This is a genomic window from Microcoleus sp. B5-D4, from assembly GCF_036705145.1.
Classification (GTDB): domain Bacteria; phylum Cyanobacteriota; class Cyanobacteriia; order Cyanobacteriales; family Microcoleaceae; genus Microcoleus.
The window spans coordinates 1-14,084 of the sequence record NZ_JAUBTV010000129.1 but is presented as its reverse complement, the minus strand read 5'-3'; the positions used below and the strand labels follow the sequence as shown (position 1 = coordinate 14,084).

At 47.7% G+C, this 14,084-nt stretch carries 14 protein-coding genes; 7 read left to right on the top strand and 7 right to left on the bottom strand.

From position 1 onward, the window contains the following. Positions 1-218: 218 nt before the first annotated feature. The 6 genes from QUB10_RS32170 to QUB10_RS32145 form a co-directional block, all read right to left on the bottom strand. Entirely contained in the window at positions 219-995 is a 777-nt protein-coding gene (locus QUB10_RS32170; protein WP_333207181.1) for a DUF6816 family protein, read from the bottom strand. 243 nt (positions 996-1,238) lie between these two features. Then, complete coding sequence (locus QUB10_RS32165; RefSeq protein WP_333157197.1) at positions 1,239-1,643, bottom strand: ChuX/HutX family heme-like substrate-binding protein; 405 nt, start codon at positions 1,641-1,643, stop codon at positions 1,239-1,241. 112 nt (positions 1,644-1,755) lie between these two features. Further along, positions 1,756-2,709, bottom strand: coding sequence for a PhoH family protein (locus tag QUB10_RS32160; protein WP_333057402.1), 954 nt, complete (start codon positions 2,707-2,709; stop codon positions 1,756-1,758). A gap of 374 nt (positions 2,710-3,083) precedes the next feature. Then, the gene (locus tag QUB10_RS32155) at positions 3,084-3,572 is read right to left on the bottom strand and encodes a KH domain-containing protein (protein WP_333085049.1); all 489 of its coding nucleotides are present in this window, start codon (positions 3,570-3,572) and stop codon (positions 3,084-3,086) included. Then, on the bottom strand, positions 3,544-3,828 hold the full coding sequence (gene rpsP, locus QUB10_RS32150) for a 30S ribosomal protein S16 (protein WP_333085027.1): 285 nt from the start codon (positions 3,826-3,828) through the stop codon (positions 3,544-3,546). The genes QUB10_RS32155 and rpsP overlap by 29 nt, the downstream gene beginning before the upstream one ends. 81 nt (positions 3,829-3,909) lie before the next feature. Further along, positions 3,910-5,244, bottom strand: coding sequence for a D-alanyl-D-alanine carboxypeptidase (locus QUB10_RS32145; RefSeq protein WP_333207180.1), 1,335 nt, complete (start codon positions 5,242-5,244; stop codon positions 3,910-3,912). A 712-nt stretch (positions 5,245-5,956) separates the two neighbouring features. Here QUB10_RS32145 and plsX point away from each other — a divergent pair. The 7 genes from plsX (at position 5,957) to QUB10_RS32110 (ending at position 13,199) form a co-directional block, all read left to right on the top strand. Next, entirely contained in the window at positions 5,957-7,006 is a 1,050-nt protein-coding gene (gene plsX, locus QUB10_RS32140; RefSeq protein WP_333207179.1) for a phosphate acyltransferase PlsX, read from the top strand. A gap of 164 nt (positions 7,007-7,170) precedes the next feature. Then, entirely contained in the window at positions 7,171-8,172 is a 1,002-nt protein-coding gene (locus tag QUB10_RS32135) for a beta-ketoacyl-ACP synthase III (protein WP_333207178.1), read from the top strand. Positions 8,173-8,676: 504 nt separating this feature from the next. Continuing rightward, positions 8,677-9,558: an ACP S-malonyltransferase gene (gene fabD, locus QUB10_RS32130; RefSeq protein WP_333207177.1), complete on the top strand. Its 882-nt coding sequence runs from the start codon at positions 8,677-8,679 to the stop codon at positions 9,556-9,558. A 394-nt stretch (positions 9,559-9,952) separates the two neighbouring features. After that, positions 9,953-10,666 (top strand): PspA/IM30 family protein, encoded by a 714-nt coding sequence (locus QUB10_RS32125; protein WP_333207176.1) that lies wholly within the window; start codon positions 9,953-9,955, stop codon positions 10,664-10,666. Between the two features lie 9 nt (positions 10,667-10,675). Beyond that, on the top strand, positions 10,676-11,617 hold the full coding sequence (locus QUB10_RS32120) for a phosphate ABC transporter substrate-binding protein (protein ID WP_333207175.1): 942 nt from the start codon (positions 10,676-10,678) through the stop codon (positions 11,615-11,617). A gap of 255 nt (positions 11,618-11,872) precedes the next feature. Continuing rightward, entirely contained in the window at positions 11,873-12,511 is a 639-nt protein-coding gene (locus tag QUB10_RS32115) for a lysophospholipid acyltransferase family protein (RefSeq protein WP_333039474.1), read from the top strand. Between the two features lie 154 nt (positions 12,512-12,665). Beyond that, positions 12,666-13,199, top strand: a complete 534-nt coding sequence (locus QUB10_RS32110) for a hypothetical protein (protein WP_333207174.1) — start codon at positions 12,666-12,668, stop codon at positions 13,197-13,199. Between the two features lie 228 nt (positions 13,200-13,427). Here QUB10_RS32110 and QUB10_RS32105 read toward each other — a convergent pair. Then, the coding region (locus QUB10_RS32105; RefSeq protein WP_333207173.1) for a GAF domain-containing protein at positions 13,428-14,084 on the bottom strand (657 nt) is incomplete at its 5' end.

The window sequence follows — 14,084 nt, the reverse complement described above, 5'->3', positions numbered from 1 at the left end:
CGCTTTCGCGCTGCTGTAAGGTTGTTGTCATGGTTTTATGATTGCTGTATTTGGTTGTCAATGTTCGGATGATGTTTATATTATTAACGGTGTTGTTAACGTTTGTAAAGGGGTTTGACGACAGTTAAACTGATGAGTGTGATTAGGAAAGCTGATGAGAGGAGAGACAGGGGCGAAAAAAGCCGATCGTTGCTAGGTAGATCGAGATGACAACTTAATTATGCCCGCACCAACTCCAACCGATATCGGTACAAAGCCACAGGATGCCCGCCCGCAGCAAAATAATCCGGGTCTTGCGGCGACAAATAAATCGCTGTCACCTGATCTGCCTCAATTCTTTTACTCGCAGAATCGCCATTTTTCCCGCATCCAACAACTCGATAAGCCGTTGTTGTCTCCACCTCATTTAAATAAATATCAGACTCTCCCCGAAAAATCTGCTGAGAAATCTCTGTAGACACAAACTCGCGAGGATTCGGCGTCTCAGTTCCCCGACTGGTAACAATTGAAATTAATTGGCGTTCCCCTTTCAAAACAGTAATTTGGCGGTTGGGATTGGTCGGATCGACTTTCACCGAAAGTACGCCACGATAGCCTAAATAAGCCTTGGCAATATTCAAACCGTTAAAAGTGCGATCGGCTACAATCTTTTGAGCATTTTTAAATGTATAATTAGAAATTAACCCAAGATTTTTTTCAGGTTGAAATCGCACTTTAAATAATATCGGCTGCTGCAAATACTGGCGGTTGCTTTCAAACCCTGGCGTGACAATATTTGGCGCTAAAGGAGCGGCTAAATCCACCAAAGTGCTAGCAACATTCCAATTCCCCGCCATCCAGTCGGGATATACCAAATCTCCCTTAGCTACAGCGATAGGAGGCTTGCTTTCCCAATTGGGAAAACTTGATATGCGATCGCCCAAAACCCCTGCCCTCGCACCGCCACCCCACAGCAACACCAGCAAAACCAGACAAAAACCCCAAATTCCCTTCATACCCAATTACATTCAAACAACTAATTTTCTGTCTCTCTTTCTCTTCTCTGCGTTCTCTGCGCCCTCTGCGGTTCATTAATTCAAAAATCAGACAACAAATCAGTTAAACATCATATTTTATACCATTTTCATAAACAGGCAAGATGCCTGTTGCACAAAAATAAATGTTCTGCTTGTGGGGAGTAGGGGTTGGGCATCCTGCCCGCCCCCAATATGCAATTTAAAGGTGGAAAAACCTATCTTTTAAAGAGCCTCAACAGGTGCCGGTTCCCAAACCTCCCCGTATTTTTCCTTCAAGTCGTGCCAATTTTCCACCTGTCCTGGTTCGTATTCCCCCGGCTTTCCCCACTGCAAAAACGCGCTCAAAGCAGCCTCATTTTGTTCGTCCAGAAAACGGATTGCATAAGTAGTGAAATTGCCTCTTTTAGCTTCGCCCGTTTCAAACTTCACCTGTTTGATTTTGTCCATATTTAGGTGAAACTCAAATATTTCGGCGTGCATATTGGCATATTTACCCTTCGGCAACTCCGCATAAAACAGCTTGTGAATTGAACCGCGCACTTCCAGCACAGCCGCGCTGCTAGTCACGATTAAACGCAGCGTTCCCAATTGTTCGCAAGCTTCCAAGAATTCTTTCAGGTTAGGCATAATTTAATTTGGAAATTGGGTATAGGGTATTGGACTTTGAGCATTAGAACCAACAACAACTAACAATCAACCAATGACTACTGACTACTGACTACTGACTACTGACTAATGACTATGTTTCGTGCAGTTCGTAAGCAGCGACAATCCGCTGCACTAGAGGATGTCGCACCACATCCGCCTGAGAGAATTCGCAGAAAGCAATGCCCTCAACGTTGCGTAGAATGTTTTGGGCAACTGACAATCCCGACTGTTGGTTTGGCGGCAAATCTGTTTGAGTGATATCCCCCGTCACTACCATTCTCGATCGAAAGCCCAGACGAGTCAACACCATTTTCATCTGAGCCGGCGTCGTATTTTGAGCTTCGTCCAAAATTACGAAAGCATTGCTGAGAGTGCGCCCCCGCATATAAGCTAGAGGAGCTACTTCGATCAAGCCTCTTTCCATTAAATCGGCCATTTTTTCAGGGTCGATCATTTCTTGCAGGGCGTCGTAAAGCGGGCGCAAATATGGATCGACTTTTTGCTGCAAATCTCCCGGCAAAAACCCTAATTTTTCGCCAGCTTCCACCGCTGGCCTGGTTAAAATCAGCCGTTCGTACTGCTTGCTCAACAGCGCTTGCACGGCGAAAATAGCAGCTAGAAATGTTTTGCCAGTACCAGCGGGGCCAATGCAAAATGTCAGGTCGTGCGTGCGTACTGCTTGGACGTATTGCCGCTGCTTGAAGGTTTTGGCTCTAATTTCTTCGCCGCGGCGGGTTCTGGCGAGAACGTCTCGCTGCAAGTCTTGTAAATCGCCTTGGCGGTTGCTATCCAAAGCTTGGCGCGCCGTCTGGATTTCAACTCCGGTAATATTTTTGCCGGATTTCCAATAGTCGGAGAGCGATCGCACTAATTTATGACACAATTCTACTTGACTTTTTGTGCCAGAAATCAGCAGTTCTTGCCCTCGCATTACCAGGGTAGCACCGGTTTGCTTAGAGATCATTTTCAGGTTTTCTTCTTGATTACCGGCCAGCGACATTGCACTTTGAGTGCTCGGTAACTCTATTGTTAGTTTTTCATTCATGCCAACATAATCTCCTCCAAATAAGCCATTAAAAGTTAACAACTAAACGTTCAACCCGTCACTATTTGCGAACAAAAAGACGCCCGTTACTAGGTTTTACCTAGTATCTAAGGCGTCTTTTAGATTTAGCTCCCAAATGAGTTTGGTGCTTGAGGCACAAATCAAATCTCCCTTCTATTAAGTCAGGCAATTTTAGATTTTAGATTTGAAATTTTAGATTTTAGATGAACCTGATGCCGCTGACATTTGAAATTTTAAATTTTACATTTGTTTCCGATCGCAAAACCGGCAATTTCAAACCAAACGGGGCTTGTAATACAAACTCTACAACAGGCAATCTAAAATCTAAAATTCTTTCTGGTTTCTGCAGTTAGTTAATAACCGGGAGTATTTCTGCTCGTTCTAAACGTAGGTGTGTTAGTACGGCGAGGTTGTTCTCTCGGAGTTCTGCTAGCCAAGGGACTCGGCGACGGAGGTGGCGTCCGGGGTCGGAAGTCGCCTCGCGGCTCCCGCGAGCCACGATCTGGGCGGTCGCGATCCGGGCGATCGCGATCGCCCCTGGGCGGGCCAGATCCACGATCGCCCGCTTCGCCATCGTATATATCTAAGTAGAGGGACTGACCAGCCGTCTGCGCCACCGCTTCGAGCGTAGTTCTAATCGCCTGAATATTGCGTCCGCCCCTACCGTAAACCCGGCCTTTGTCGGGATCTTCAAAAGCCAGCCTAACCCAGACCCGCGATTGGCGCGGGTGCAGTTCGCAATCAACCCGCAAAGAGCCGGGCGTCTCTAAAAAAGGCCCAATTAAAAACTTAACCAGTCCAGCATAGTTGGGACTAGCTGACTGTTGCTGTGCTGGATTCAACGTTAGCTCCGGCTCCGACTTGTTCAAATACATGGGCTTTTCTCAGGATGTCACGCACGGTGTCAGTTGGCTGAGCGCCGTCTTGCAGGCGCTTGACAATCGCTGGAACATCCAGCCTGGTTTCGTTATTTCTGGGGTTGTAATAGCCGAGCTCTTCTAGGGGACGGCCGTCGCGGCGAGTAGAACTGTTCATCGCTACAATCCGGTAGCTTGTCTCGCGTTTTTTCCCGTATCTCTTCAATCGCAGTTTGATCATCTTCTTGCACAATAGTCTTGTTCCAATTCTAAGCTATTTTGTCAGTGCTCCTTCCTCGAACCCCAACTCAACCCCTATTTCTTAACCTCCGACCAAAATATCGCTACGATTTGCAGCCCCCAAGGCAGGTCTGGCGCCGTCAATGTGTGGCGTAATTGCTACTGGTAAAATCGATGCAGTTCCCCACTGCTGCACCAATTTTTGCAAAAATATATCTTGCTGCGCTCTCAAAGAGTCCCAATCGGTGCCGCGATTAATAATTGCAAACCAAACTAAACCCCGATCGCGCGTGGGTATGGCTCCCGCCAAAGCAATCACCGTGTCCAAAGTACCAGTTTTCACCACAGCCGATCGCGGAATGTGTCGGTATTCCAAAGTTCCTTTATCGCGCCCGGACACCGGAAACAAGTCAGCAATCGTCAGCCCAGTAGTCTGAAGGTTGCGGGCGATCGCCTGCATCATCCCACAAGCCGCCCTCGGAGACATCTGATTTTCCACTCCCAATCCCGAACCGTTAACTAATTGAAGTTCCTCCTCCGGCACCCCCGCGGCCCAAGTCGCTTGCTGCTGCACTATTTTTGCCCCGCCCAAATCGTCGGTCAGCATCTGAGCCATTTCATTGTCGCTGTGGACGTTCATCTGCTTGAGAATTTCGGCTAAAGGGAGCGATCGGCGCTTCAGCAGCAAACGCCCCGAAGTCACAAATTTCTCAGCAATGACGCTGCCGGCCACCGTTACTTGAGGCTTTCTAGTTCCGGGAGCCATCTTAGAATACATTGCCACCACGTCCGCAGGCCAATTGCTACCCTCAAGAGCTTGCCGCAGTATCTCCCCCGCCACCAAAGGATCGGACTGGTAATTCATGCGAAAATTGCCAGTCACCACCAAATTGCCCGCCACACGATTGATACCCATTTGATTGAGAGCATTGCCAACGGCGATCGCCTCCTCCCACACAAACAGCGGATCGCCCCCGCCGCTGACCACCAAATCTCCCTGCAATACACCATTCCTAATCGGCCCCGTTGCTCGGAACCGCGTTTCAAACTGATAATCCGGGCCCCAAGTTTCCAGCGACGCCAGAGAAGTCGCAATCTTAGTCAGCGAAGCCCCAGGCATCAGCGTCTTGCCTTGCTGACTTACCAGCGGCACCATTCCCGCTTGCACCCAAATTCCCTGATTTCCATCAATCAGGTTTTTGTCTTTCAACTCTTTTAAATATTCCCGCACCGTCGCTTCTGCGGGCAAGTCTGGATTTGCCCCATCTATTCCCCCAAAAGCCAAATCTTCGGCCACCACTAACCCGGGTATCCCTCCCCGCCAAGCCAGCACGGACGCAGCATTAGGCGCGGCACTGCCTACCCCAGCCATGTCCAGCCACAGAGACATCATCCCTGAGCTAAATAAATCCAGCATTTTTTACTCCTAAAGTCAATCGATTTTAGATTTTAGATTTTAGATTTCAGATTGAAGAAAGCGCTCCCACTGATAAATCCGGGGGCAAGTGATGAGGATGGGGAGCTTTTTTTTCGCTCCACGGATGAATCCGGGGTTTCCGGACTAAAGTGCTTGCGGTCATGTAAACTATTTCATTGATTTTTTCAATTTGCAGTCAAAAATAGTAAAGTAGTGACAAAACAAGTTCTATCAGAGTAGTCGGAAATAAGAATTGTCCGATCGCCCTTGCGAGCGGATTTTAGTTTTTTATTCAGACTTGTGGATTCAAGATCCTGACCGAAAGACGAGACGCAAGCCCCGGGCTACCGACATGGGGATAAGTCGGTAGCGGTTTCAACCGCCGTGTATAATCAGCACAAGCGAAAAGTGAGTAGGAATAACATAAGAGCGCATTGAAGTACCCTAGTATGGAGCAATCCCAGCAACGGACAGATCCAACTAGATTTGGAATAGTTAAAGGGCAAATAATGGCAGGGTATGGAGCGTTCAAACTTAAACATACGAAGGACTCAGAAAGTATACGCAATCTCAGTTTTAAGCTGTTTGAGTGAGTAGAGGGATACTTGAATGTCCCGTTGTCGCCTTGATTGGTGGGCAAGAATCCCCCGGCTTTAGACGTGGGGAGGTTCAATTCCTGGTAGAATTTTTAGTGTTTCTCAAACATTGGTCAATGGGATCGACACGCGCAAGAATTGCAATAGACGCTATGGGTGGGGATCATGCCCCCGCCGAAGTTGTAGCTGGAGCGCTTAAGGCACAAGAAGAATTAGGCGTAGAGATTTTGCTTGTGGGCGACCCACAGCAAATAGAAGACTCGCTCCGGCAACAAGACGCGATCGGCCGCGTCTGTACAGGTCAGCTAGAAATCGTTCCTTCAGAAGGAACGGTGGAAATGCACGAAGAACCTTTGAGTGCCCTCAAACGCAAGCCCAACGCTTCGATTAACGTAGCGATGAACTTGGTAAAGCAGCAGCAAGCTGATGCTGTGGTGTCCGCCGGTCACTCCGGCGCGGCAATGGCTGCTGCCCTGCTCAGGTTGGGCCGGCTCCCCGGAATCGATCGCCCTGCGATCGGTGCGGTTTTGCCGACAATGGTACCGGGCCGCTCTGTACTCATTCTCGATGTTGGCGCTAATGTGGACTGCCGCCCCAAATTTTTGGAGCAGTTCGCTCTTATGGGAACTATTTACAGCCAGTGCGTTCTCGGCGTCGCCGAACCTAAAATCGGCCTGCTCAACATTGGCGAAGAACCTTCTAAAGGCAACGACGCCGCAGTGCGAACTCACCAGTTATTGGTGGACAACCCGAACATTCCTTTTGTGGGCAATGCCGAAGGCCGCGACGTGCTGTCGGGGAAATTCGACGTGATTGTCTGCGACGGGTTTGTCGGCAACGTGTTGTTGAAGTTTGCCGAAGCGGTGGGCGAAGTCGTCGTGCAAGTGCTGAAGGAAGAATTAGTCAAAGGACTCCAACATCAAATTAACGATCCTCTGCTGCAAAAAAGCTTGCAAGGATTTAAGCAGCGGGTAGACCACGTTGAACACGGCGGCGGTTTGCTATTGGGCGTTGCTGGAGTTTGCATTATCAGCCACGGTTCGTCTCAAGCTGGCTCGATTTTTAATGCCATTCGTTTGGCGAAGGAGGCTATTGACAACCAAGTGCTGGAGCGAATTCGATCGTCCAATAACCAAAGCGCTCTGGAACAAGAAGCTGTGAATTAGAGGCAGTAAGTAGGAATTAAAAATTAAAAATGTAAAATTAAAAATGTCAGCTTAAACCAACTGTTTTGCTTAAAAAAGAGTAATTTCAGCAGTTTAAAAAATAATTTTAATTGGTAGTTTTTAATTTTTAATTTCTAGATGGAACAGCGAGTAAATGGAGAGGAATGTTGCAGCAATCAGGGTTCGGCATTGCCGTCACGGGTAGCGGTTCTTGTACACCGCAGGTTTCGCTGGATAATAACGGTTTGAGTCAGATAGTAGAAACGAATGACGAGTGGATTGGCGCGCGGACGGGTATTCGCTCCCGCAGGCTGGCGGACGATCGCACTTCTTTGTGCGATTTAGCCACAGAGGCATCTCAAAAGGCGATCGCCATGGCAGAAATTTCGCCTACAGATATCGATTTAATTATTTTGGCGACTTCGAGTCCTGACGATTTGTTTGGCACTGCCAGTAAAATTCAATATCAGTTGGGCGCGACAAAAGCTGTGGCTTTTGATTTGACAGCAGCTTGTTCCGGCTTTGTTTTTGGTTTAGTTACAGCCTCGCAGTTCATTCGGACAGGGGTTTATCAAAATGTTTTGCTGATCGGAGCAGATATTTTATCTCGCTGGGTAAATTGGTCGGATCGGGGTACTTGCATTCTATTTGGAGACGGTGCAGGTGCGGTGGTATTACAAGCTTCAGAAGTCGATTCCTTTTTGGGATTTGAAATTCGCAGCGACGGCACACAAAATTCGTCTCTCAATTTGGCTTACAAAGCCGAGTCAAAAGAATTAATTGAGGGCGTCAGCGTCGCAGTTGGTGGATTTGAACCCATCACAATGAATGGTCAAGAAATCTATCGCTTTGCCGTGAGAAAAGTGCCGGAAGTCATAGAAAAAGCTATGTTTCGGGCAAATGTCAGCGCTGCTGAAATTGACTGGCTGTTGTTGCACCAAGCCAATCAGCGGATTCTCGATGCAGTTGCCCAAAGGCTAAAGATTCCCCCCGAAAAAGTAATCAGCAATTTGGCAAATTACGGCAATACCTCCGCGGCTTCAATTCCCCTTGCCTTAGACGAAGCCGTGCGTCTGGGTAAAGTTAAAGCGGGCGATACTATTGCTGCTGCTGGTTTCGGTGCAGGTTTGACTTGGGGGGCTGCGATTTTTAAATGGGGAAGGTAATACCATTTTCGATTTTAGATTTTAGATTTTAGATTGGGAATTACTGAGGAACTATGGGTTTGGAGCTGGTAAAGCAGTTTCATTCTTTTTGGGAACTGGTATAATGTTTGGCGGCTTTAAACTTTGGCTAATGATTGTGGGGAGTGCGACCGTTGCATAATACAAATCCTTTAACAAGCCATACATAGGGCAAGGGGCGCAGCCGTACTCCCTCGGGACAGGAGTTCTTGACAAGCCCGCCCTGAGATTGAAAATCCTCTATTCTTTGATCGACTTTCCCCGGCTTGAAGGTTAAAAATTTTGTTACGGCTATTAATTAAATTAAAGTAGCAAAAAAAATATAAACCTGGTAAAAATCGCAATTATATGTTATAATTGTGAGTCGCGAGTAGATAGTTCGTTAACCGAAAGATAGCGGATACCAGCGAGCGAAGTTAGAAGCGGGAAAGAAAGAATTTTTGCAATCACCAATTAGCAACCACCAATTAGCAGATTACCGGAAAAATGACTAAAACAGCATGGGTATTTCCCGGACAAGGTTCCCAGGCGATCGGGATGGGTGCAGACTTATTAAACTTGCCAACAGCCAAAGCCAAATTTGAGCTCGCTAAAGAAATTTTAGGCTGGTCTGTCCCGGAAGTTTGCCAAAAAGAAGAAGCAAAACTATCTCGGACTCTCTACACTCAGCCTTGCTTGTTCGTAGTAGAAAGTATTTTGGCCGACTTAGTGCGAGAAAAAAGCGATCGACCAGCGGTAGTTGCCGGTCACAGTTTAGGAGAATACGTTGCCCTCTACGCAGCAGGCGTCTTTGACTTTGAAACCGGATTGCGCTTAGTCAAACGCCGCGCCGAACTCATGGATACTGCCTCCGGCGGCCAAATGGTGGCTTTGATCGGGTTCGACAGGCAGGAACTAGAACTGCAAATTCAATACAGCCGAGATGTGGTGCTGGCAAACGACAACAGCGAAGCACAAGTCGTGATTTCTGGAACGCCCGCAGCAGTAGAAGATTTGCTTGCCAAAATCAAAGTCAAACGCGCCGTTAAATTGAATGTTTCCGGTGCGTTTCACTCTCCCCTGATGGCCGGGGTGGCGGCCGAGTTTCAACTAGCCTTAAAGTCTGCAAGGTTTTCCGATGCTAAAATGCTGGTGCTCTCGAACGCAGAACCCTCAGCCACTACCAGCGCAGCCACTTTAAAGCAGCGGTTGACTCAGCAGATGACCAAAGGCGTGCGGTGGCGAGAAATTTCCCTGCAATTGCCGCAACAAGGAATCGATCGCGTAGTGGAAATTGGCCCCGGCAAAGTTCTCACAGGTTTGATCAAACGCACTTGTCCCGATTTAGCGCTGGTAAATGTGAGCAGTTTTGCCGAATTGCCCGCTTAATCTATTTTTAGCCTGTTATTAAACGGCAGGTTATAAAATTGAGAGTTAACAGGCCTGAAGATTGCCGAAAAACAATTTGCACAACAGGCAAATCCGAATATTGCCTGTTGTGCAAATTGGGGATAGACGATCCAGACATTTAGACAATATTAATCAAAAATCGAGAAATCGATCGACCTGACCGAAAGCATCCAGGATACCCGCCACGTGATTCATCCGTCCAGAAATAAAAAACCTGTATCCGATAAAGGAGCCCCCGAATTTATCTCGCGCAAGTCAATGCTTCAATTCTTTAATCTAAAATCTAAAATCTAAAATCTAAAATCGATTGACGGGGCGATCGACAAATCCTGATATACACTAGGCATAAAAACCAAGCTTATCTGGTACTTATATGAAAAAAGTCCTTTACTGGTTGATGGGCGACAAGGCAGGCAGAACCATAGTAGGTGCCTGGAACTGGATGTGGGGACTGCCCGTGGAATCCGGCGGCCAGGTGTCGGTGGCGGTAGCCGAAGAGTCACTGCGATCGATGCAAGAATCAGTGCAAAAGCTAGCAGTCGCAGTCTCCACCCAAGTTGCAGCCTACCAGCGCGCCAAAACTAAATATGAAGAAAAAGTTAGGGAAATGCAAACCGTAGAGCGCCAAGCCATCACAGCCCAGCGCAACGGCAACGAAGAAGCAGCCCGCTTGGCAATGTCGAAAGTAATTCAGACAGAACAAATTCTGCCGCAGTTAGAAGCCCAAGTAAAACAAGCCGAACAGTTCGTGAACTCTTCCAAAGACAAGCTAAATCGAGAACGGATGAAGCTGGAAGCTTACAAAACCGATATGCAAAATATGAAAGATATGGCTGAGATTAACGAAGCCCTCAGAGCCATATCCAAAGTCAACAACGACCTCAGTATCGATTCAGCTCGATCGCAATTTGAGCAAGCCAAAAACGCCGTCCACGGCCGCCACCTCAAACAGCAAGCTTTAGCAGAAATATCTGAAAACCCCCAAGAAAAAATTCAGGCAGAATTAGAAAATATGACCTTAGACGATGAAGTTAATCGCAGGCTACAAATGTTAGACGACTCCAACAACAAAGAACTTCCAAACTAAGGAGAGTTTATGGCTAAGAGTGGGCCTCCCCCCATAGTTTTTATTCTGTTATTTCTGTTGCTCGCCGCTGGCGGTTGGTTCTTTTTTCTCAACAAACCAGCATCGCAAGATGTTAGTAACAATCCCCCCACTCCCACACCTGCAGGCGATGGCGTCCCACTTCCCGTCGCACCCGTAGTTGGCGGCGCTTCGCCTGTTGCAGCTAGTTCCTTTGCGCTTCCAGCTTCTGTTCCTGCGGGTACGGCGGTGAGAATTGACGGTTCCACCAGCATGGTGACAATCAATCAGAACCTCAAGAACGGCTTTCAAGGCAAATTTTCCGGCACGAGAGTCGATACCAAAGCGAACGGTTCTGAAAAAGGAATTCAGGATTTGGCGGCGGGAACAGCCGATATTGCAGCGGTATCGCGACCTTTGACGGCTCAAGAACAAGGTCAGGGTTTGGCAGCGGTGCCTGTTGCCCTAGATACGATCGCCCTTGTAGTTGGCATTAACAACCCCTTCAAAGGAGGTTTAACTTCCGCTCAAGTTCAAGATATCTTCAAGGGAAATGCTCAAGACTGGTCGAAAGTCGGCGGCCCGGCAGGCCCGATTAAAGTAATTAACAGACCGGCAGTTAGTGGCACTCACCAAACGTTTAAAGAACAAGTGCTCCGAGGTGGCGAGTTTGGTACGACGGCAAATATTACCACGCTCGATCGAGATGCTACAACTCCTCTGCTGCAAGCTTTAGGCAACAACGGTATTGGCTATGCGACTTTCGCTCAAGTAGCCAATCAGAGAACGGTGCGTGTTGTTCCCGTTAACGGTGCGACGCCGGATGCGGGTAACTATCCTTACAAGCGGCAGTTGTACTACGCTTACAAAAATCCTCCTAGTCAAGCAGTTAAGGATTTCTTGGGCTACGCGACTTCTTCGGAAGGACAAAAAGCTATGCTGGCCGGAAATTGAGCCTTTGCAAAGAATTCGCCAGAATAAATTCGGGCGCTACAGAAGCTTGCAAAGCGGTTTCAACCGCCGAATCATCTAACAGCACGACACGCATAAACACGGATACACTGATGATAGTCAACTTAGCCAATTAGCTAAACAGTCCGATCGCTGGGCCTATCCGTGTATCCGTGTCAAAATCCGTGTAGTGCTTCTTTTTTGATTGCTGAACTGATAGGCTAATATTCGATGTAATTTAAAATTTAAGGTTTTTCTGTGAGCAAAAGTCGCGAACCAGTCGAAAGTTTACTTCTCTACTATTTATTCAAATGGTCAATTGTCAGCCCGATGCTGCACCTGTACTTTCGGGGCCGCATCTACGGTGCAGAAAATGTTCCGACAGAAGGGCCGGTGGTGGTAGTCAGCAATCACGCCAGCGATTTTGACCCGCCGATTTTGTCGAATTGCATGAGGCGGCCCGTCGCATTTATGGCGAAGGAAGAGTTATTTAAAGTTCCTATTTTGAAGCAGGCAATTACGCTTTACGGTGCTTACCCAGTCAAGCGGGAAAGTGCCGATCGCAGTGCAATTCGCTCGGCGATCAACTCTTTGGAAAATGGCTGGGCGACGGGTGTATTTTTGCAGGGAACTCGCACGCCGGATGGCAGAATTACTGAACCGAAATTAGGTGCTGCGCTGATAGCTGCTAAGGCAAAAGCGCCGCTGTTACCTGTTAGCTTGTGGGGAACTCACGCCATTTCGTCCAAAGGTTCGGCAGTGCCGCGTCCGGTGCCGCTGACGGTGCGAATTGGCAAGCTAATTGAAGCGCCCGGTTCGTCGGATCGCGAGGAGTTGCAAGCGCTGACTCAAAGATGTGCGATCGAGATTAATGCGATGCACGATTTGGGGCGCTGATTTTATAAATTTTGTTGCTGTTTTTCAGGTTATATCTACAGATAGATGAATGCTGAAGATAAACACCGAAAAATATCAATATAAGTGATTGAAAACAAGCTCAATAATTAGGCTTGAATTTGAGTTTAATTTTACAGGGGATAAGAAGAAAGATATGGTAACAAGCAGTCAAACCCGCGCGTTGGGATTGTTTTCTAACCGCGAAGATGCCGAGCAAGCTCTAACAGAATTGAAATCTTCGGGGTTTCCAATGGATAAAGTTTCGGTTGTTGCTAGGGAGGCAGGCGAGTCTGTAGGGGATACTCAAACGATCGCTCAAGTGGGTGATAAAAATCTAGACACAGGAGCAGGAGTGGTAGCAGACACTCTGACAAATAGTGCTTTAGCCACCGTGCTAGTGGGTCTGGGAAGTTTAGCTATTCCCGGAATCGGGCCGATGATTGCAGCGGGGACTTTGGGCGCCTCACTGGTGGCTAGCGTAGCAAGCACTGGCGTCTCGGCGGCGGCTTTCGGTGGAGTGGTCAAGGCCTTGACTGACTTGGGAATTCCCGAAGAAACAGCTAGAATTTACACGGATCGCCTGCGGGCCGGCGATTATTTGGTAGTAGTAGATGGCGCTGAGGATGATATTAGTCGGGTTCAAGGGGTTTTCAGCAGTCGGGGCATTCAAAATTGGGGCGTTTTTTAAACAGGAATTGTGCACCAAGCTCTATCTGTAGGGCGATGCACACCTCACCATTGGTGAGAACAATCAGCTCAAATTTTGTACCCGAATTTTCTGTGAAAATTAGCGGCTCGATCCCCCCTAACTTAAAAAGGGGGGAACCGGAAACGGTCTGTCGTCTGCCGGAAAGCATTCATTCATTCATTCATTCATTCATTGCCCACCCCCTCCCTACAGGTAAATTATTGATTTTTATCGCTCATCTTTTGATGCTGAGGCGGTGACATAAGCGACAGCTAAAGGCGAAATTTTTTCTGTAACTGCTGCGATAACTTGGCGATCGAAGTCAGTCCAAACTCTGGGGCGATCGAACATACAAGGCTGCAAAACCCCCCACAATAAGCCGTCAGCACAAAGGTGAGCGTGAATCAAAGCTCGATGTCCGAACTCTTTTGCCTCAAAATTTTTGTTGACTACTTCAGGATTTGCTGTTTCAACATCCTCAACAAAAATCGACGGTTCAGTTCGCAAAGCTGCTGCAAACAAAGGGTCTTCTTCCCCTAAAGATTCTGGTTCTTTTTTCCATTCCGCGTCCCCAATCTCTGGAAAATTAGAGTTGCGACGCCAGCAGTAAGGTACTCTGCCCCTTTGCGTTTCAGGATTGCGGAGGTAGAGAAAGACCCGATCGCAATTTAACACCTCGCCTAAAGCCGGCACCAAAGCCGAAAAAACAGCATCCGGTGTTTTGGTGTCACTCAAAATTTGCTCTAGAACTTGCGGCAGAATTTGCTCGGTCATTAACTTTGGCTCTTGAAGTTCATATACTGATTTTAAACCCACATTCCGCACCCCCAACTGGCACATACGCGGATTGAGGAAGTAAAAGTGAATCATCGGAGATAATAATGA